The sequence below is a fragment of the Streptomyces yunnanensis genome (genome assembly GCF_029011865.1).
GTDB lineage: Bacteria > Actinomycetota > Actinomycetes > Streptomycetales > Streptomycetaceae > Streptomyces > Streptomyces yunnanensis.
On the sequence record NZ_CP095749.1, the window covers coordinates 8,733,226 to 8,752,495 of the forward strand.

Consider the following 19,270-nt stretch of genomic DNA (forward strand, 5'->3'; position numbering starts at 1 on the left):
CGATCTCCACGGCTCCGGTCGCGCTCAGCACCAGATCGTCGTCGTGCGACATCCCCAACCAGTGGTAACCGTCGAGTCGGAGTGCGACGCCACGGCACGGCCCCGCGGCGATCACCGGGCCCGGCCGGGCCCGCAGCGGCCGCGGTGCCTATGCCGCGGCCGGCTGTGGCTCCGGTGCGGTGAGGCGTCCGGTACGGGCGAGGGCGGCGACGGCCGCGGCGCAGGCCGTGCCGGTCGCCGTCAGGGCCGCCCAGGTCAGCCAGGTGGCGTGCTGGCGCCCGGCGAAGTCCCAGAGCGCGCCGGTGCCGAGGTTGCCCAGGGTGATGCCCAGTCCGGAGACGGTGTTGTAGAGGCCGTAATGGGTGGCGACGAGGCGGTTGCCGGACAGGGCGACGACCGTGTCCATCTCGAAGGGGTAGACGATCGCGGATCCGGCCGCGAGGAGGACCACGGCCACGACCAGGGAGACGAGCACGGCCGTCGAGGAGCCGCGTGGGCTGAGGGCGAGCGGGACGAACGCCAGCCCCATCGCCGCCAGGCCCCGTACCAGGGCCTCGCCGGGCTGCCAACGGGCCTTGGCCCAGCCGGTGAGCCGTAGTTGGCCCAGCACGGCGACCGCGGCCGAGACGACGAACAGCCCGCTGGTGGCCGCCGTGCCCCGGGAGCCGAGGGCGTCGGTCACGGCGAGCGGCAGGGCGAGGTAGACCTGGAAGGTCAGGACGTACGAGCCGATCATTGCCGCGGAGAAGAGCAGGAAGGGCCGGTTGCCCAGGACGCTGCGCCACTGCGCCAGCACGCTCTCGTGTCCGCCGTCCGTGCCCTGGCGGGGACGCGCGGGCAGCGCGCGCCACTGCAGCACGGTGAGGGCGGCGAAGAGCGCGGCGGAGACCGTGCACACGAGCCGGAAGTCGGCGGCCAGCAGGGCGAGTCCGACGAGCGGGCCGAGCAGCATGCCGGCCTGGTAGTGGACGTTGAAGGTGGCGAAGGCGTCCACCCGCCGCTCACCGGCCTCTGCGGCGAGGTAGGCGCGGACGGCCGGGTTGAACAGCGCGCCGGCGAAGCCCGTCGCGGCGGAGGCGACGATGAGGGCGGGCAGGTTGTCGACCCAGCCGAGCAGGCCGAAGCCCACGGTGCGCAGGAGGCACCCGGCCATGATGGGGATCTTGTGCCCCAGGCGGTCGGCGAGGGTGCCCCCGATGAGGAACATGCCCTGCTGGGAGAAGTTGCGGACGCCGAGGACGAGTCCGACGGCCCAGGCGGCGAGGCCGAGTCCGTCGGAGAGGTGGAAGGCGAGGTAGGGCATCAGCATGTAGAAGGCGAGGTTGATGGCGAACTGGTTGGCCATCAACAGCCGCGCGGCGGGCGGGAAGGAGCGGGTCTGCTGCCACAGGTGCTTCATCGGGCGGCTCCCACCAGGTTGGGGCGTGCGGGACGGGCGAGCGGGTCGGTGATGTGGGTGCAGCGGGTCCATCGGGTGACGGTGCGCTCCCGGGGGTCGTCGATCTCGTCCGGGTCGTCGGCGGGCAGCTGCCCCAGGAGGCCGTGGCGGCGGCAGTAGGCGTCGTCGAAGACCGTGCCGACGTAGCGTTGCGGACCGTCGGGGAAGACGGCGACGACCCGGTCCTCCGGAGGCAGGGTGCGGGCCAGCCAGCGGGCGACCAGCGCGACGGCTCCGACGCTCCAGCCGCCGGTGGCGTAGTGGTCGCGGGCCAGGCGGCGGGCCGCCCACACGGCTTCCGGCGCGGCGACCCAGTGGACCTCGTCGAAGAGGTGGTAGGCGACGTTGCGGGGGTGGATGCTGGAGCCCAGGCCGCGCATGAGGCGGGAGGCGGCGGGCTGACCGAAGATCGTCGAGCCGGTGGTGTCGACTCCGACGATCCGCAGGTGGGGGAAGCAGCCGCGCAGCACCGAGCCGATGCCCGCGGAGTGACCACCGGTGCCGACGGAGACGACGAGGGTGTCGATGCGCCCTAGTTGCGCGAGGAGTTCACGGGCGAGCGGGGCGTAGGCGGCGACGTTGTCCGGGTTGTTGTACTGGTCCGGGCACCATGCGTCGGGACGGGCGGCGAGGAGTTCCTCGACGCGCCGTCGGCGTGCCGCCTGCCAGCCGCCCTCCGGGTGGGGGGTGGTGACGACGTCGACCGCGGCGCCGTACGCGGCGAGCAGCCCGGTCATCAGCGGCTCCATGCCGGGGTCGGTCACCACGGTGACCGGATGGCCGTAGGCCGCGCCGGCCAGTGCCAGACCGAGGCCCAGGGTGCCGGAGGTCGACTCGATGATGCGGGCGCCGGGCCGGAGCCGACCGCGCTCCAGGGCGGCACGGACCATGTGCAGGGCGGTGCGGTCCTTGATGCCGCCGGGGTTGTGGCCTTCGAGTTTGGCCCAGAAACCGCGGCCTGCGGCGGTGAAGGGGTCGCCGATCCACAGGACCGGCGTGTTGCCGACGAGGCCGGCGGGGGAGTGCAGGGGGTGTTTGGCGTCGGTCAGGAACGGGGCCGGAGGCATGGCAGGAATGGGGCAGGTGGGACGGTTCATGGCGTGCGTCTCCTACGGCCGGCGCCACGACAGGCAGCCGGCCGATGTTCGAGGACGAGGAAGAGGGACGGAGGTGATCGGTCGCCGTGCGGCCCGCCTGGTACGGGGCGCGGCGCGGGCCGATCAGGTCCGCCACACGCCGAGGAGGGCCCGCGTCGGTCCGTCGGACAACGCCGTGGCCTGCGCGGGGGATCGACGAGGTGCCGACGGTGGGACGCCCACGTGAGGGCCGGCGGACCAGAGCGGCACGACCGCGGAGACCGGCGGTCCTGCCAGACCTTCGTCCCGCGGTGGTTGGAGGGTCGGCTGGTCCAAGTCCCCGCAGTGGGCACCGTGGTCGGGAGCGGGCGCGCTCCGCCCCGCTGCGGTCTCCCGGTGGGTGTCCGCGGGGAGCTGCCCGCAGGTGACGGGCGACGCGTACAGCAGGGCGTCGGCTCGCGGGGCGGTGGTTTCCGTCGGGCCGTGTGAGCAGCACAGGACGTGCAGCAGCGTGGTCAGCAGCACGCCGACCACCGCTCCGGCCCACGGCAGGGAGCGGCTGCTTCGCGTGGACGACACGGTCCGCATGGATACGAAGCGTAATTCGACGGGTGCACAAAGTGCTCGTCGGGGCGTCGCGCTGCGGGCGCGCGGGACGGGGCGGGACGCCGGGATTCCGTTGCTGCCGGGCGCCGCGGGATGCGGCCCGGCCCGATTCCGCGCAGGCGGCCGTCCGTACCCACGATCACCACATCGGGTGACGCCCCGCCCCGACGCCGCCAACGGTCGGTCCGGGATGGGGAAGTCGTCCGCCGCACGTGCGGCGGGCCGGTGTCGGTCAGCGGCGCGTCGCACCGACCCGACTGGCGGAGGCCGGATCTTACGGAGTCATGACGTGCCCGTCGTGGCGCGCGCCGGATCGAGGTGGCGCGCCTAGCGTGATCGGCATGCGAGTACTGGTTACCGGTGGCGCCGGATTCATCGGGGCGCAGGTCGTCGAGGCGCTCCTCACGCGTGGCCATGAGCCCGTCGTGTTCGACGCGCTGCTGCCCTCGGTCCATCCTGAGCCCCCACCGCCCCGCCCCGGAGTCCACCGGATCGTCGGCGACGTACGCGACCGCGCGGCCGTCGAGGCGGGCCTGGCCGGCGTCGACGCGGTCTGCCACCAGGCGGCGATGGTCGGCCTCGGCAAGGACTTCGCGGACGCGCCCGACTACGTGGGCTCCAACGACCTGGGCACGGCGGTGCTGCTGGCGGCCATGGCCGCGGCGGAGGTGCGCCGGTTGGTGCTCGCCGGATCGATGGTGGTCTACGGGGAGGGGCGCTACAGCTGCCCGTCGCACGGCACGGTGCGGCCGGGGCCGCGCGCGGTCGCCGCGCTGGAGGCCGGGCGGTTCGAACCGGGCTGCCCGCGCTGCGACGCCCCGTTGCAGCCCGGCCTGGTCCACGAGGACGCGCCCGTCGACCCGCGCAACGTGTACGCGGCGACGAAGCTCGCCCAGGAGCACCTCGCCGCCTCCTGGGCCCGCGCCACCGGCGGTCGGGCCACCGTGCTGCGCTATCACAACGTCTACGGGCCGGGCATGCCGCGCGACACCCCGTACGCGGGGGTGGCCTCGTTCTTCCGCTCGGCGCTGGCCCGCGGCGAGTCGCCGACCGTCTACGAGGACGGCGGCCAGCGGCGGGACTTCGTCCACGTCCGGGACATCGCGGCGGCCAACACGGTGGCGCTGGAGGCCCTCGCGGACCGCGCCGCCGGCACCCTGACCGCCTACAACACGGGCAGCGGACAACCGCACACCGTCGGCGAGATGGCCCGCACGCTGGCCGAGGCGTACGGCGGGCCGGAGCCGGTGGTCACGGGGGAGTACCGGCTGGGCGACGTCCGGCACATCACCGCCTCGTCCCGGCGGATCGCCGACGAGCTGGGGTGGCGCGCGGAGACCGGATTCGCCGAAGGCATGGCGGAGTTCGCGCGGGAAGGCATGCGGGAGGGCGCTCGGCAGGGGACGCGGGAAGGGGGCGGGACGGACGCGATCGACTCCGGCGTGGGTCCCGCGGCGGGGCCAGGCCGAGGCAGGAACCGCCCCGCCCCGGTGGACGTCGTGCTGCCGTGTCTGGACGAGGCCGCCGCGCTGCCGTGGGTGCTGGCGCGCATCCCGGACGGTTGGCGGGCCATCGTCGTGGACAACGGCTCGACCGACGGCTCGGCCGAGATCGCCCGTGGTCTCGGCGCCACCGTCGTCCACGAACCGCGTCGCGGCTTCGGTGCCGCCTGCCATGCCGGACTGCTCGCCGCCGAGGCGGACATCGTCTGCTTCTGCGACTGCGACGCCTCGCTCGACCCGGCGCTGCTCGAACCGTTCGTCCGCGCCGTGCGGGACGGGGAGAGCGATCTGGTGCTGGGCCGCCGCCGGCCGCAGGGCCGCGGAGCCTGGCCGCCGCACGCCCGGGCCGGGAACCTCGTCCTGGCGCGGATGCTGCGCCGGCGCACCGGGCTGCGGCTGCACGACCTCGGTCCGCTGCGCGCCGCCCGCCGCGCCGCGCTGCTCGGCCTGGACCTGACGGACCGCCGCAGTGGCTATCCGCTGCAGATGGTCGTCCGGGCCGCGGACGCCGGCTGGCGGGTCGCGGAGCGGGACGTGCCCTACCGGCCGCGCACCGGCCGCTCGAAGGTCACCGGCACCTGGCGCGGCACCTGGCACGCGGTCCGCGACATGCGGAGCGTCCTCAACCAGCCGCGGCTGACGGCCCCGGTACCGGAGACGGTGACGCGATGACCCGCCCGACCGCACCGGCGGCTCTGGTCGGGCCGAGCCGGCCGACCGGCCCGACCGGGCCGACGACGATCCTGGTCATCGCGAAGGAACCGGTGCCCGGACGCGTCAAGACCCGCCTGACGCCGCCCTACACCCCCGACGAAGCCGCGCAGTTGGCGGAGGCGGCGCTGTGCGACACGCTCCGGGCCGTCGGCGCCATGCCCGCCCGACGGCGGGTGGTGGTCCTCGACGGCCGGCCGGGCACCTGGTTGTCGCCCGGCTTCGACGTCCGGCCGCAAAGCACCGGCGGCCTCGACGAGCGGCTGGCCGCGGCCTTCGCGGACAGCGCCGGACCGACGCTGCTCATCGGCATGGACACCCCCCAGGTCACACCACAACTCCTCGCCCCCGCACTGGACATCGGTGCCTGGGACGACTGTGATGCCTGGTTCGGGGCGGCCGAGGACGGCGGATTCTGGGCGCTCGGCCTGGCCGCGCCCGAGCCCGGACTGCTGCGCGGTGTCCCCATGTCCACCGACCACACCGGCGCCGTGCAGCGCGCCAGGCTGACCGCCGCCGGGCTCCGGGTGCGGGACCTGCCGCCGCTGCGCGACGTCGACACCGCGGAGGACGCCGAACGGGTCGCGGCCGCCGCGTCCGGCGGCCGGTTCGCCGCGACCCTGGCCCGGCTGCGACCGGCGGGCGGCCGGTGACCCCCCGCCCCGTCCGTGAGGACCGCGGATGCACCGGCCGGGACGGCGAGCCGGCCGGTCCGGCCGCCCACGGCGCCGCGACGACCACGCCTGCGCGGAAGCGGGCGGGGCGCCGCGATCTGTGGGCGGTGGCGGCCGCGGTCGTCCTGTTCGCCCTCGCGGTGGTCGTCGGCAACGTCGTCAACCGGACCGTCTACGGGACCGAGGGGATCCTGCGACTCGGCTGGCCGCCGCTGTACGCGTCGTGGCTGCCGCACGTGGGCCCCGGGACCCCGGCCGCGCTCGTGGTGGCCGCACTCGTGGTGCTCCACGGCCCGCGGGTCGCGCAGCGTCTGCGGTGGCGGGCGCTGGTGCCGGCCGTATGGGGCGCGTCGATGGCCTGGACATGGTCGTTGGCGCTCGTGGACGGCTGGCAGCGGGGGGTCGCCGGACGGCTCACCAGCAGCATGGAGTACCTGCGGTCGGTCGACGACGTGCATGAGGTGCCCGCCTTCCTGCGGGACTTCGCCCAGCACATCCTGGCCGACTCGCCGCACAACTGGCCCGCGCACGTTGCCGGACACCCGCCCGGCGCGCTGCTGACGTTCGTCGGCCTGGACCGGATCGGGCTGGGCGGCGGTGCCTGGGCGGCGGCCTGGTGCATCACCATCGGGTCGTCCGGCGCGGTCGCGGTCATGGTGACGGTGCGGGCGCTGTGCGGCGAGCGCCTGGCCCGGCCGGCAGCCCCGTTCCTGGCACTGGCCCCCGCGGCGGTGTGGATCGGCGTCAGCGCCGACGGCTACTTCGCCGGCGTGTCCGCCTGGGCCATCGCCCTGCTCGCACTGGCAGCCACCCGCACCACCAGGGCGCCCCGCCTGGCCGCCCTGGGCGCCGGGCTGCTGCTGGGGCTCACCTGGTACCTCTCCTACGGACTGACCGTCCTGGCGGTGCTGGGTGTCGCCGTGCTGCTCCTGGCCCGCTCCGCCCGTCCGCTGCCGTACGTGCTGGCGGGGGCCGTGCCGTGGGTGGTGGGCTTCACCGCCCTGGGATTCTGGTGGCCCGAGGGGTACGCCACGCTCGTCGAGCGGTACTACCAGGGCGCCGCGAAGGTGCGCCCGTACGCCTACTTCGTCTGGGCCAACCTGGCTGCCCAGGTGGTGACGGTGGGTCTGGCGACGGTCGCGGGGCTGGGCCGTGCGGTCGGTCGGCTGTCGCCGGCCGTGCGGGGCATGCGGCGCGTGGCGCCGCGCGGGCGTGGCGCGCTGTCGGTACTGGTCGGAGCGGCGTTGTGCGTGATGCTCCTCGCCGACGTGTCCGGAATGAGCAAGGCGGAGACCGAACGCATCTGGCTGCCCTTCGCCCTCTGGCTGCTGCCTGCCTGCGCGCTGCTGCCGCGCCGCGCGCACGGCTGGTGGCTGGCCGCGCAGGCCGTCCTCGCGCTGCTGGTCAACCACCTTCTGCTGACCGGCTGGTGACGTCCGCTCGCCGCCGCCCCGGCGTGGCCTACCGGCCGGCCGGTGCCGGGCCGCGGTCGGAGCCGGCGCCTCGACGGTGCCGCAGTGCGAGGAAGTGGCGGTCGTCGAGCGTCCAGTGGTCGCCGGTCCGCCAGCCGGTGACCGCCGCCTCACGGCGCAGCGCGGCGAGGCCGACACGGGCCCACGGGAACGGGTTGCCCAGGTGGCCGCGGCCGTCGTCGAACCGCACGCTCAGCCGCTCGTCGACGTCTTGCGGAGCCGCTTCCACCAGCAGCGTTCCGTCGGGCGCCACCAGAGAACCGATGCGCGCCAGCAGTGCCCGCGGATCGCCGCCGATGCCGATGTTGCCGTCCATGAGCAGGGCGGTGTTCCAGAGCCCTTCGCCCGGAAGTCGGTCGAAGACGGACCGGCACAGCGCGATGCCTCCGGTGTGCTCGGTCCGCGCGACGGCCGCGTCGCTGATGTCGATGCCGAGCACGACGTGGCCGCGTGCCCGGAGGGCGCTGACCAACCGCCCCGGACCGCAGCCGATGTCCAGGACCGCCCCCTGGCAGCGCCGCAGGACGCTGAGGTCGGCGGGGTCCGGTGCGGCACACCAGCGGTCCACCTCGGACAGCAGGATCCCCCCGTCCGTACAGCGCATGTACAGGGGGCCGCGGCCCTTGGCGAGCGCATGGGCATAGGGGTCCTCGGGCCGGGCGCGGGGGCCCGCGCCCGGCTCAGGCGCCTGCTCGTCGGTGCTCATCGGACGGGGTGCCTTTCGGCGTGTGCGGTTCCGGTCCGGGCACCGTCCTGGCTCCGCGGTGGCGGCCGGCGCGTTCGGGGTGATTCATCTGCCGGCTCGGTCCCGGCGCGGGCGAGCCCGCCACCTCGTGACCAGCAGGCATGCCGCGGAGGCCGCGAAGAGAGCGACGGTGATCAGCAGCCAGCGACCCCAGAAGACGTCGGCGGGCAGGCCGGTGTAGGCGGTGAAGCCCGGGACCCGGCCGAGGACGAGCGGGTACCAGACCAGGAGCAGCAAAAGGGCCAGGAAGGCGGGTACCCGGAGGTAGTTGACGCGGCCGGGCACCGGGCGGGAGCCGCCCGCGGTGTCCCGGCTCCGGGGCTTTTTGCCCCGGCGGTCACGGAACAGGCGTTGTGCCAGGCGGTCGGTGACGGTGTAGAGCGGGAGGAGGACCAGGTCGTGCAGGAGCGCGGCGCCGACGAACCAGATGGCGATGCCGAGCGTGTCCCCGCGCAGCAGCCGGAGCCCGGCGTAGCAGGTCAGCGCGAAGGAGCACAGGACGAGGACGAGGTGCGCGAGGGAGCCGCCGTAGTGCGCACGGATGCCCTCTGCCAGACCTCTTGCCCGGCCCCTCACCGTGGTGCTCCGAAGGTGAGGCGGGTGACCCATTTGGTGTTGTGCACACCGGGGTTGGCGGGGACGATGATCCGCGCCGGATAGCCGTGGTCGACGGAGAGGTCCGCACCGTTGACCCGCAGCGCCAGCAGTGCCCTGGGGTCGCGGACCTGGTTGTCGCGCAGATGGGCGGAGTTGAAGGATCCGGAACGCTGGGCGGACTCGACGAAGACACCGGGTGGGCTCTCCCGCAGCCCGACCAGGGCCGCCAGGTCGTGCAGCCGCACGCCGCTCCAGATCTGGTCGTCGGTGGACCAGCCTTCCACGCAGGCGATCGGCAGGGCGGCCGTGTGTTGCGGCAGGGCCAGTACCTGTTCCCGGGTGAAGCTCCGTTCCTGGCCGGGACCGCGTACGACGAGGCGCCAGTCGGGACCGATGTCGCGGGCGCGGATACCGACCGCCGCGGCGGTCTTGTTGATCTGGAAGCCGTTGGGCCCCGTGCCCGGTTCCCGCCCGTGCGGCGCCAGCAGCGCGGTCCTGCGCAGGGCCCCGCCGATGCTCTGACCCGCCGTCACGACGAGGAGCACCAGCGACCCCGCGCCCACCATGCCGAGCGCGCCGCGCCGGGACATCGTGGGCGGTGCGGGGTCCGGGGTCACCAGACCGGTGTCGTCCGGCGGTTCGGGCCGGGTACGGGCGGCGGGGGTACGCAGCTCGGTGTGCCAGCGGCGGCTGCGCAACGCGGTTGTCATGGTGGGGACGCGGAAGACGACGTGTACGACGAAGGCGCCGATGAAGACCCAGGCACCGTAGAAGTGCAGGGGGTAGAACGACCCGGGGAAGATGTAGTGCAACTGGATGTTGAGCACGCCCGTGACGAACTCGAACAGCACGCCGCCCACGAGCAGCAGCAGCGAGAGCCGTTCCAACGCGTGGCGCGGTGACCGCAGCGGTGGCCAGGCGAACAGCTTCGGGATGACCGACCAGAGCTTCGCCAGCAGCACGGGGATGAGCACCACGCCCAGGGTGACATGGACTCCCTGGGTGAGGCGGTAGAGCCAGTAGGGCCGGGTCGGCCAGGGAAAGAGGTAGAAGCCCAGCCAGCCCTTCTCCGGTGTGTGGTCGTTGCCCGGTGCCAGGTTCGGGTTGTACGCGGCGTACGACAGCAGTCCGGTGACGAACAGCACGGTGATGCCGAGGAGCAGGACCAGTCCGAACACCGAGGTCAGCCACGGCCCCCGCAGCGGGCTGCGCCAGAAACCCGGGCGGGTGGGGCCCGGTGGCGGAGAACTCCACCGTGCGGTCGGCCGACCGGGAGCGCCGGCGGGCCGCTGTGCGGGAGTCGCCTGCGCGGACTTCGGGGGACGGCCCGTGGGGCCGCCGGCGGGGCGCTTCGCCGCTCCGGCTCGTGGCGGCGGAGCGCTCCCCTTCTGCCGGTCCGGCTCCGGCCGGCCTTTCCCCTTCTCCCGGTCCGGGCCGGGCCGGCCCTTCCCCGTCTGCCCGTCCCGCTCCGCCGGGCTGTCGCCGGGCTTGCCGTCCGGCGTGTGAGGCTCGGGGCGGCGCGGCTCTTCGCCACGGTCACTACCCTCCACGTCCATCCCTTCCGGCGGCCAGCGCACAGTGGCCGCCACGCACAACCACCGTATGCGGCATATCGGCCATAACACGCCCAAGGCGATCATTTGTGAACCCTTTCGGCGTTGCGGCCGTGGGGTGGGGGCGGGGTGGGTGGCCCCGGGCAGGGCACAGGTGCCGCCGCATCGGACAGGCCCGGAGCGGCGTCACTGGGCAGTGGCCGACGAGCCCTGTGTCGTTGCGTCCTTCGGGCCGTCACCGCCGCCCGCCGCCCCTTCGGTGGCCGCGGACCACGGCAGTCGCGTCGCCCTCGACGGCCTCCTCGCCTGTCACCACGGCGACCACACCGCCGCCCTCGACCCGCCCAGGTCCTCGTCGAGACCGAGGGGGGCGCCGACCGGCCCCCGCCGATCGGCTGCTGCTGCGTCAGGGCGCCCGGCCCGTGTCCCACAGCAAGTACATTTGCTCCACTTCATCCGGAATTGGGGTCGGATGGTGTCGAACGCTCTAGTGATTTGCATAGTGTCGGGCGCAGTTCGATGCGGGGATGATGTCGAAATCAGCCACCACGGCGGACAATGATCGCTTCGCCAGAACAGTGGTGCCCTTCGAGCACTGGTACTTGGGGTTCCCCACCGGGCTGTCGCCGGTGCTCAACCTCGTCGTCGAGGGCGCCGGCCGGATCGCGGCCGCGGAGCTCCGCCGGGCGGTCGCGGCGGCCGCGGAGTACTGCCCCGGCGCCCGGCTGGCCCGCCACGGCTCCCGCTGGTCGGACAGCGGCCAGCCGCCGCCGGTCCGGCTCGCGGCCGGCACGGTGCTGGACCGCGGCACCCTCAACGACGTCGCGGAACTGCGCCGCCCCCTGCCGGTGCGCGGCGCGTACTGCGAAGTCGTGCTGTTCGACGGGGAGTTCCCGGCCGTCGCCTTCCGGGCCTCGCACGCGGTGATGGACGCGCGCGGGCTGCGGATGTGGGCGCTCGACGTCTTCCGGGCGCTGCGCGGTGAACAGCCGGAGGGCGCGCTGTCGGTGACGACCGTGGCCGAGCTGGACGACCCGCTGATCGCCCAGGCGGACGCCGGCAGCCAGGAGTTCGTCCTCCCGTCGCTGCTCGGCGTGCCGGCGGACGCGCGGTTCGGCGGCTACCGCTGGTGGCGGCGCTCGGTCGACGGCACCTTCCCGGCGGTGGCCGCGCGGCTGGCCACCGAACTGGCCCGACTGACGGGGCAGTCGACCGCGCCGGTGAGCATCCCGGTGGACCTGCGGCCGTTCCACCCGGAGGTGCGGTCCACGTCCAACTTCGCGGTCACCGTCTCGCTCCAGGTCACCCCGGACGAGGGGTGGGAGGCCACCCAGCAGCAGCTGCTGACGGTGCTGTCCGAGCGCCGGGGGACCGTGCGCGCGCCGGGGCCGGAGGTGCTGAAGGTTCCACTGGGCCTGCTGCGCATGATCGTGCGCGGGGTGGACCGCAAAGCGCGCCGGACGGACCGGTTCTCGTCCGTGGCCGGGGTGAACAGTCTCGGCCGGACCTCCCTCGACGCGTTCGCCACCGACGACTTCGAGCCGAGCGCGCTCTATCTGCTCTGCCCGCGCGAGCCGGCGAGCCCGCCGGGCCTGAACGTCGTGGAGTCCGAGGGCCGTACCGAGCTGACCCTGTCCTGGTGGCCGGGCAAGGAGACCGAGGCACGGGCGGAGCGGCTGCTCGACACGCTCTGCGAGAGCCTGTCGCCCGCGGCCCACCGCGCGCAGGCGACGCTGCTGCCGCCGGTCCCGGCCGACCGGGGCGCCGGGCCCACGGACCGGACGGTGGTCGAGCTGTTCCGGGACCAGGTGCGGTCCCGGCCCGACGCCGTGGCGATCAGCGGCCCCGAAGGCGAGATGAGCTACCGCGAACTCGACCGCCGGGCACGGGTGATCGCCGCCGAGCTGCGGGCCCGCGGCATCGGCCGGGACACGGTCGTCGGACTGTGCGCGGACCGCTCGGCGGCCGCGGTCACCGGCGCCTGGGGAGCACTGTTGGCCGGCGCGGCCTACCTCCCGATGGACACCAAGCACCCGGACGGGCGCCTGCGCGCCCTGCTCCAGGACGCGCGGGCACCGCTGTGCCTGACCCAACACCCGCACAGCGAACGGGACTTCCTGCCCGACGGCTGCGAACCGCTGGTGCTGGACGACCTGTCGTACGCGGCCGACCCCGCCGCGCCGCCGACGCCGCCCGCGCCGTCGGACCTGGCGTACGTGGTGTACACCTCCGGTTCGACCGGCCACCCCAAGGGCGTCGACATCGAGCACCGCAGCCTGAGCAACTACGCGGACTGGGCGGTGCGCGAACACGGTATCGGTCCGCACACCCGGCTCCCCCTGCTGTGTTCGCTCTCCTTCGACGTCGCGCAGATCTCCCTGGTCCTGCCGTTCCTGGTCGGCGGGACGCTGCTGCTCATGCGCGACGAGCTCGACCACCTGTCGCTGCAGGAGGTGATCGACGACGGCGCGACCGCCCTCGCGCTGACGCCCTCGCACCTCGACCTGATGACCCGGTTGGGGCTGCGCCCCGGCGGGGTCGGCACGCTGATGGTGATCGGCGAACAGTTCACCCGGGCCCTCGCGCTACGGGCCCGCGAGATGTTCGGCCCGGAATGCCGCATCATCAACCTCTACGGGCCGGCCGAGGCGACCATCGGGGTCAGCCACCACGTCTTCGACGCCGAGCGGGACACCGGCGCGAACGTGCCGATCGGACTTCCGCAGGACGGGGTCTCGCTGTTCCTGCTCGATGCGGAGCGCCGTTTCGTCACCCCGGGCGAGACGGGCGAGCTCTACATCGGCGGTGTGCAACTCGCCCGCGGCTACCGCGGACGCCCGGACCTGACCCGGCAGCGGTTCGTGCGCCTGGCCGACGGCACCCGCGCCTACCGCACCGGAGACCTGGCGCGCCGACTGCCGTCGGGCGAGGTGGAGTGCTGCGGGCGCATCGACGACCAGGTCAAGGTGCGCGGACACCGCATCGAACCGTCCGAGATCGCCTTCACGTTGGAGACGCACCCGGCGGTCGCCGCGGCGGTCGTCGTCCCCCGCACCCCGCCCGGCCGGACGGACCGGGCGCTGTGCGGCTACGTCGTGCTGCGGCCCGACGTCCCCCCGGTCGAGATGGCGGAGCTGACGGACCACCTCCTCGAACACCTGCCGTCGTACATGGTGCCCGCCGCCATGCTGGCGGTCGAGGAGATCCCGCGGACCGTGAACGGCAAGGTCGCGGCGTCGGCGCTGCCCGACCCGTTCGCCGACGCGGCGGCGCCCGGTGACACGACACCGTTGAGCGACCCCGAGGCGGCCGTCGCGAAGATCTGGGCGCGGGTGCTGGACACCGATGTGGAGGGGTTGGGCCCGGCCAGCGACTTCCACCAGCTGGGCGGGGATTCGCTGGCCATGATCGCCATGGTCGCGGAGGTCGCCGGCGAGATCGTCGGGGCCGCGGGAGCCGAGGCGTTCACCCGCCGGGCGCCCGACTTCCTCGCGCAGCCGACCCTGGCCCGCGTGGCCGGGCTCGCCGAGACGGTCCGCACGACCTGACCGGGCCCGACCTCCGCCCGCGACACCGGACGAACGCCACGGGCGCGGCGGCGGGCCCGGGGCGACACATGTGCCGTCCGCCCGGGCCCGCCATCGGCCTTCAGGCCGTGCCGCACCGGTAGGCGCTCATGGCCCACCGGTGGGGGACTCACTGCCAGTGAGGTCGTCCGCTCTCCATGGCGCAGAACAGCTGATTGCCGTGCGCGTCGCGCGTGGTCAGACCGAGATGGGCCTTCTTGCAGAACTGGCCGCGCTGATAGTGCCGCCCGGAGGGGGAGAGGATGACATCGGCGGTGTCCGAGGAACCGGAAGTGCCGCCGGAGGACGACCCGCCCGAGGAAGCCGATCCCGAACGGGACGAGGAGCCGGAACCGGAATCCGAACCCGTCCGCGTCCTGGGATGCCCCGTCGGGGCCTCGGGTGTCGGCGACGCGGTCGTGGCGGACGGCGAGGGGGAGGCACTCGACGGGCTGGGGGACGGGGACGGCGCATGCGAGGCCGACGCCGAGACCGAGGCGGAGGGCGACGGATTCCCCTTGTCCCCGTCGCCGGCGCTGGGCTGGCAGCCGGTGAGGGCGAGCAATGCCGCGGTCACCACTGCTGCGGCGGACAGGGAAGCACGGTGGCGGGCTCTGGTGCGTATCACAGAGGGCGAATCCTTACAAAACGTTATAGACAGGAAAAAGGGCGCACACTCGGTACGCGCTGCAGACCTTATGTCTAAATCTCTCCTGTGGTCTGATATCTGGCTTGAATCAGACATTCCGGTCTTGGGTGAAGGGCCCGGCGCCGGGCACGACGAGGTCCTCGACGGCACAGGTGTTGCGGTCTTCGGCGGGCGCATGCGTTGCGGTGTGCCGATGCGCCTGCGCCCTATTAGCCATCCGTTAGTGGAACGCCATCCCGGTCGTCGAGGCTGAGTGCCGTCCGAGAGCGAGACGAGCAAGAACAGCAACGGGAGACCCGATGAACACCGCCACCCCCGCCAACCGCTTCCGCGGCCGCGCCGGCCGCCGCATCGCCGCCACGATCGTCGCCGCCGCGGCGCTGGGCCTGGGGGTCACGGCCTGCGGGCAGGGCTCCGGGACGCCGGGCGCCGCCGGCACCGCGGCCCCGACGCAGTCCACCAGCGGCTCCTCCTCGGACAACGCCGGCGCGCAGGGCCACAACGGCGGCCAGTCCGCCGCGACGCCGTCCACCGGCCGCACCTCGGGGACCGGCGCGCACACCGGTACCGGCGGCACCGGCAACCAGTCCGCCTCCGGCGGGGGCGGCGTCGCCCACGCGGGTAACCACCGCACCCTCGTCGGCACGCTGGGGTACCTCGCGCCCGGAAAGCTCACCGTCAAGCCCCAGGGCGGTGGCATGGAGCAGGCGTTCTTCGTCGCCAACGCCACGCGGATCCTCGGCGCGGCCGCGATCTGCTCCGTCGACGACGGCAGCGTGACCATCGGCACGGACGGCTACGGCACCTCGAAGTGCACCGTGGAGCAACTGGAGAAGGCGGCGAAGACCGACAGCGTGACCGTCCGCGTCACCATGGACCGCAAGTCCGGCGCCGCCGAGACGGTCGCGGAGAAGTACCACCCGTAAGCCACCGCACCCCACGCGCACGCCGCCGATCGCGTGGACTCGGCGGCGGACGCGACCGAGGTTCAGCCGAAGCCACCGGGACTGCCGGAGACCGGTGGCCTGCCCCTCACCGCTCGATCGACCGGGAACCGCGCCCTCCCGGCGCAGGAAGCGATGGCGGATGAACCACCGCCGTCACCGGGCGCCGGTACGCACCAGACCGGTCGGGCGGGTCCGGAGCCAGTACGAGCGGGCGGCGACGGCCAGGGTGACTCCATACCCGGCGAACGCGATCATGCCGATCCAACTGACCAGCAGTGCGGACTGCGAGGAGTGGAAGTCGCCCGGTCGGATCGTCAGCACGCCGGTCGAGACCAGGGCGCAGTAGCCGGTGCCCAGCACCCCGTACGGGGCGAGGGTGGCCGCGCCGATCAGTGCCGGGGCGAGCGGGAGCCAGCGCGGAACGCGCCGACCGTGCAGGAACAGCGTCCAGCGGGGGAAGACCTGGCCCCAGGGGCGGACCAGGCCCCAGAGCAGGAAGGTGCCGAGCGCGGCCAGCAGCACGGTGGCGTCCAGGCCCCAGGACTCCAGGGTGAGCCACATCTCCGAGGCCCCGTTGCGCCGGGAGGTCGCCAGCACCTCCTCGATGCTCGTCCCGGCGAACGTCCCTCCGAACGCCCAGAAGCATCAACCACCCGAACGATCCGCTTCCGCCGCCCGGGGGAGGCGGCCTGAGCAGTGACCAGCGGCCCCGCGCCCGGGCGGGCGCGGGGCCGCTGGTCAGTGGGTCCTCGGCCGGTCGAACCAGACGGTGGCGAAGGTCGGTGCCAGTCCGGCCCAGAACAGCACCTGGGGCAATGTCCGTGCGGTCCAGGGGACTTGGGAGATGATCAGGGCGCACAGCATCGCCCAGGCTGCCTGGCCCAGCACGATGCGGGACCACCGGTGGCGGCGGATCAGGGACTGGACGTTGAGCCGGACGCCGGCGCGTCGTCGCCGGTAGCGCAGCAGGGCGCCGACGAGCCAGATGACCGTCATCGGGACGAGGTACCACAGGCGCTGGCCGAGCGGCAGCGGCAGCTCCCGCTGCACCTTGCCCTCGACGGCGAACAGGTCCAGCATCGCTCCGGCGAGGCCGACGCAGAGCAGGGCCAGCCACCGCACTCCGCGCAGCATGCGGTAGGTGGCCTGGTCGAGGCCGCGTTGCAGGTCGGTGGAGTCCGGTGCGGCGGCGAGCCCGGAGGCGTAGAGGTCGGCGGCCTCGGCGGCCTTGACGCCCGGTGCCCGGGCGGCCTTCCGGGTCTGCCGGGCCAGGGCCTCGGCGTGGGTGGGGTCGATCCGGAGGAGGGCGCGGTCGAACCGGTCGACGGCCTCGGCGTCGAGCGCGAAGCTGGCGATCTGGATGGCGACTTCGTGGGCGTAGACCTCCTCGGGGCCCAGTTGCAGCGCCTTCGCGGCCAGGTTGGTCGCCTCGCACAGCACGGCGTCGAGTCCGTCGCGGGGGAGTTCCTTGAGGTTGTTGGCCTGGGCGTGGCGGATCAGCGACATGCGGCTCACGGCGTCGGCGAGCATGGCGTAGCCCAACCAGTGGCCGGGGTCGGCGCGGACCGCTTCCCGCAGGACGGGCTCGGCCTCGCGCCATGACGAGCCGGCCCCGCGGGTCAGTGACTGGGCGCGCAGGATGAACGCTCCGTAGTCCGCGGGAGCCAGCTTGAGCGCCTGGCTCGCGGCGTCCCGGGCCTGTTCCGTCTGTCCGGTGTTGAGGTGGCAGTAGCCGATCTTTATCCAGGCGCTGAGGTCGTCGGGGACTTCGGCGAGGTGCCGTGCAAGCAGGTCCCGTGCCTGGTCGTGGCGTTCGAAGTCGATCAGGGCCTGGGCCCGTTCGACGGTCGGGTGCAGTGTGGTCACAGTTTGCGCTTCTTCTTCAGGTAGGCCACCAGGTCGTCGTACATGCCGCCGTCGTTCGCGTACATCGCCACGTTGCGGGCGGCCGCGAACCACGGCTCCGTCGAGGGCGCGACCTGCCCCGCCGCGGCCAGCAGGTCCGGCATCCCGATCATGCGGACGGTGCCGGTGCGGGCCGAGTCCAGCAGCGCGTGCTCGGCCGCGCCCTCGCAGACATGGGCCAGGTCGGCGCCGGAGAGCCCGTCGGTGGCCTTGACCAGCTTGCCGAGGTCGACGTTCTCGATGGGCCGCTCCCGCAGGTGGTAGCGGAGGATCGCCTCCCGGGCCGGCGCGTCCGGAGGCAGTACCAGCAGGGTCCGGTCCAGCCGACCGGGCCGGCGCAGGGCGACGTCCACGTCCCAGGGCACGTTGGTGGCGGCGAGCACGAACACACCCTCGTTGGCGTCCGCCTCGACCCCGTCCAGCTCCGTGAGCAACTGGTTGACGGTGTTGCGCATACCGGCGCTCTGGGTGCGGCTGCGCTTTCCGCCGAGCGCGTCCAACTCGTCCAGGAAGACCACGCACGGTGCCTGGCGGCGCGCGGTCTGGAAGAGCTCGTGCATGTTGCGCTCGGAGTTGCCGATCCACATGTCGAGCACGTCGGTGACCGACACGGACAGGAAACTCGCCCCGAGTTCACCGGCGACGGCCCGCGCGATGAAGGTCTTGCCGCAGCCGGGCGGCCCGTAGAGCAGGAGCCCGCCGCGCAGGCTCTTGCCGTAGAGGCGGCGCAGCTCCGGATTGCGCAGCGGCGCCAGGAAGGCGGCTTCGAGCCGCTCCTTGACCTGCTGCATGCCGCCCACATCGGCGAGCCGGACGGTGCCCGGCCGTTCCACGTCCCAGGCGGCGGCGTCCCCGGGGTCGCCACTGCCGTCGACGGCGAGCGGCGCCTCGACGAACCGTGGCGGGACGATGTCGCCCACCTGGTCCTGGGCGGCCTTCCAGTCGAAGCCCGGGGCCGGGGCGGGGCCGGTGGCCGGCGATGTGGTGGTGGGCGGTTGGGCGGGTGGTGCGGCCTGTGGTGGCGCGGGTGGCGCGGGTGGCGCGGCCTCGCGGGGCGGGGACGTGGCAGCGCCGGTCAGGGCCCGGAGCATCACCTCGCGTGCCTGGGAATCCCCGGGCGCCTGCTGCAATGCCACGGCGGCTTCGCTGACCGCGGCGTCGTCGCACCCCGCGGTCAGCAGCAGCTCGGCCAAGTGGAGCCGCAACGGTACGTCATCGGGCGCCGCGGCAACGGCCGAACGCATGCTGTGTATGAGGGGGGACTCCGCCGACATGTCCCCCACTTTACGGAGCCGACGCGTGCGAGGGCGACTCGCGTGTGCCCCGGCTGAACTCCGAAGGCCCCACCCGGACCGCCGACCGCCTACGGCAGCCACAACTCGCCCCGCACCACCGGCATGTACGTAAGGTTCATGTTCCCTGCACACTGACTGTGGTCCGATCACTCAACTCGCCTGATATGACGGGCACTTCACCGCCGGAGAGAAAAGAAGGCGCCTGCCGAGGCCGGGGTCGTTGACGCATGCGGCGGCAGGAAGCGGCATGCCCTGCCCGCGGCCCGCCCCGCCTGCGCGACCATCGATCCCGAACGTCCCGACCATCCCGAACGTTCCGAACGTCTCTACATCTCGACATCCCGATATCCGGACACCCCGGCATCTCGACCGCATCGCGCTGTGTAAAATTCCCCAATTCTTCTAAATATCCCAATTAGTCGAATTCGGAGAATTCGGCGACTTTCCCCGCCAGTGGATTCGGCGGACCGCCGGGTTCGGTCCGGCGGATCATGCGGTGCGGTCGAGGCGTCGCACAGGCGGCCCAGCACCGAC

Annotated in this window: 15 protein-coding genes and 1 pseudogene; 7 read left to right on the forward strand and 9 right to left on the reverse strand. The window is 73.5% G+C overall.

The window, feature by feature from the left end; genetic code table 11:
• Window positions 1–148: 148 nt before the first annotated feature.
• The 3 genes from MOV08_RS38205 to MOV08_RS38215 form a co-directional block, all read right to left on the reverse strand.
• Window positions 149–1,399 (reverse strand): MFS transporter, encoded by a 1,251-nt coding sequence (locus tag MOV08_RS38205; protein ID WP_275310698.1) that lies wholly within the window; start codon window positions 1,397–1,399, stop codon window positions 149–151.
• Window positions 1,396–2,535 (reverse strand): PLP-dependent cysteine synthase family protein, encoded by a 1,140-nt coding sequence (locus MOV08_RS38210; protein WP_420834244.1) that lies wholly within the window; start codon window positions 2,533–2,535, stop codon window positions 1,396–1,398. Before MOV08_RS38210 ends, MOV08_RS38205 begins: the two co-directional genes overlap by 4 nt.
• A 123-nt stretch (window positions 2,536–2,658) precedes the next feature.
• Window positions 2,659–3,093 carry a hypothetical protein gene (locus MOV08_RS38215; RefSeq protein WP_275310700.1) on the reverse strand — a complete coding sequence of 145 codons (435 nt, stop codon included), beginning with the start codon at window positions 3,091–3,093 and terminating at the stop codon, window positions 2,659–2,661.
• A gap of 368 nt (window positions 3,094–3,461) precedes the next feature.
• Here MOV08_RS38215 and MOV08_RS38220 point away from each other — a divergent pair.
• The 4 genes and pseudogenes from MOV08_RS38220 to MOV08_RS38235 form a co-directional block, all read left to right on the forward strand.
• Window positions 3,462–4,520, forward strand: a pseudogene (locus tag MOV08_RS38220) (NAD-dependent epimerase/dehydratase family protein); the annotation flags it as partial.
• A complete protein-coding gene (locus MOV08_RS38225; RefSeq protein WP_275312016.1) occupies window positions 4,500–5,294 on the forward strand; it encodes a glycosyltransferase family 2 protein in 795 nt (264 codons plus the stop codon). The pseudogene MOV08_RS38220 and the gene MOV08_RS38225, both read left to right, overlap by 21 nt.
• On the forward strand, window positions 5,291–5,986 hold the full coding sequence (locus MOV08_RS38230; RefSeq protein ID WP_275310701.1) for a TIGR04282 family arsenosugar biosynthesis glycosyltransferase: 696 nt from the start codon (window positions 5,291–5,293) through the stop codon (window positions 5,984–5,986). Before MOV08_RS38225 ends, MOV08_RS38230 begins: the two co-directional genes overlap by 4 nt.
• Window positions 5,983–7,440: a hypothetical protein gene (locus MOV08_RS38235; RefSeq protein WP_420834245.1), complete on the forward strand. Its 1,458-nt coding sequence runs from the start codon at window positions 5,983–5,985 to the stop codon at window positions 7,438–7,440. The genes MOV08_RS38230 and MOV08_RS38235 overlap by 4 nt, the downstream gene beginning before the upstream one ends.
• 28 nt (window positions 7,441–7,468) lie before the next feature.
• On the opposite strand, the gene MOV08_RS38240 is transcribed toward MOV08_RS38235, so the two are convergent.
• The 3 genes from MOV08_RS38240 to MOV08_RS38250 all read right to left on the reverse strand — a co-directional run bounded on the left by MOV08_RS38240 (window position 7,469) and on the right by MOV08_RS38250 (window position 10,023).
• Window positions 7,469–8,185, reverse strand: coding sequence for a class I SAM-dependent methyltransferase (locus MOV08_RS38240; RefSeq protein ID WP_275310702.1), 717 nt, complete (start codon window positions 8,183–8,185; stop codon window positions 7,469–7,471).
• An 84-nt stretch (window positions 8,186–8,269) separates the two neighbouring features.
• Window positions 8,270–8,833: a hypothetical protein gene (locus tag MOV08_RS38245; RefSeq protein WP_420834246.1), complete on the reverse strand. Its 564-nt coding sequence runs from the start codon at window positions 8,831–8,833 to the stop codon at window positions 8,270–8,272.
• Window positions 8,797–10,023: a molybdopterin-dependent oxidoreductase gene (locus MOV08_RS38250; RefSeq protein WP_275312018.1), complete on the reverse strand. Its 1,227-nt coding sequence runs from the start codon at window positions 10,021–10,023 to the stop codon at window positions 8,797–8,799. Before MOV08_RS38250 ends, MOV08_RS38245 begins: the two co-directional genes overlap by 37 nt.
• 878 nt (window positions 10,024–10,901) lie before the next feature.
• Between MOV08_RS38250 and MOV08_RS38255 the strand changes: the two genes are divergently transcribed.
• The 3 genes from MOV08_RS38255 (at window position 10,902) to MOV08_RS38265 (ending at window position 15,515) form a co-directional block, all read left to right on the forward strand.
• A complete protein-coding gene (locus MOV08_RS38255; protein WP_275310704.1) occupies window positions 10,902–13,922 on the forward strand; it encodes a non-ribosomal peptide synthetase in 3,021 nt (1,006 codons plus the stop codon).
• A 293-nt stretch (window positions 13,923–14,215) separates the two neighbouring features.
• Window positions 14,216–14,842 (forward strand): hypothetical protein, encoded by a 627-nt coding sequence (locus tag MOV08_RS38260; protein WP_275310705.1) that lies wholly within the window; start codon window positions 14,216–14,218, stop codon window positions 14,840–14,842.
• A gap of 46 nt (window positions 14,843–14,888) precedes the next feature.
• Window positions 14,889–15,515, forward strand: coding sequence for a hypothetical protein (locus MOV08_RS38265; RefSeq protein ID WP_275310706.1), 627 nt, complete (start codon window positions 14,889–14,891; stop codon window positions 15,513–15,515).
• A gap of 174 nt (window positions 15,516–15,689) precedes the next feature.
• On the opposite strand, the gene MOV08_RS38270 is transcribed toward MOV08_RS38265, so the two are convergent.
• From MOV08_RS38270 to MOV08_RS38280, 3 genes are all read right to left on the reverse strand, one after another.
• Window positions 15,690–16,133 carry a hypothetical protein gene (locus MOV08_RS38270; RefSeq protein WP_275310707.1) on the reverse strand — a complete coding sequence of 148 codons (444 nt, stop codon included), beginning with the start codon at window positions 16,131–16,133 and terminating at the stop codon, window positions 15,690–15,692.
• Window positions 16,134–16,274: 141 nt separating this feature from the next.
• Window positions 16,275–17,402, reverse strand: coding sequence for a tetratricopeptide repeat protein (locus MOV08_RS38275; RefSeq protein WP_275310708.1), 1,128 nt, complete (start codon window positions 17,400–17,402; stop codon window positions 16,275–16,277).
• Window positions 17,399–18,715 carry an ATP-binding protein gene (locus MOV08_RS38280; RefSeq protein ID WP_275310709.1) on the reverse strand — a complete coding sequence of 439 codons (1,317 nt, stop codon included), beginning with the start codon at window positions 18,713–18,715 and terminating at the stop codon, window positions 17,399–17,401. The genes MOV08_RS38275 and MOV08_RS38280 overlap by 4 nt, the downstream gene beginning before the upstream one ends.
• Window positions 18,716–19,270: the final 555 nt, after the last annotated feature.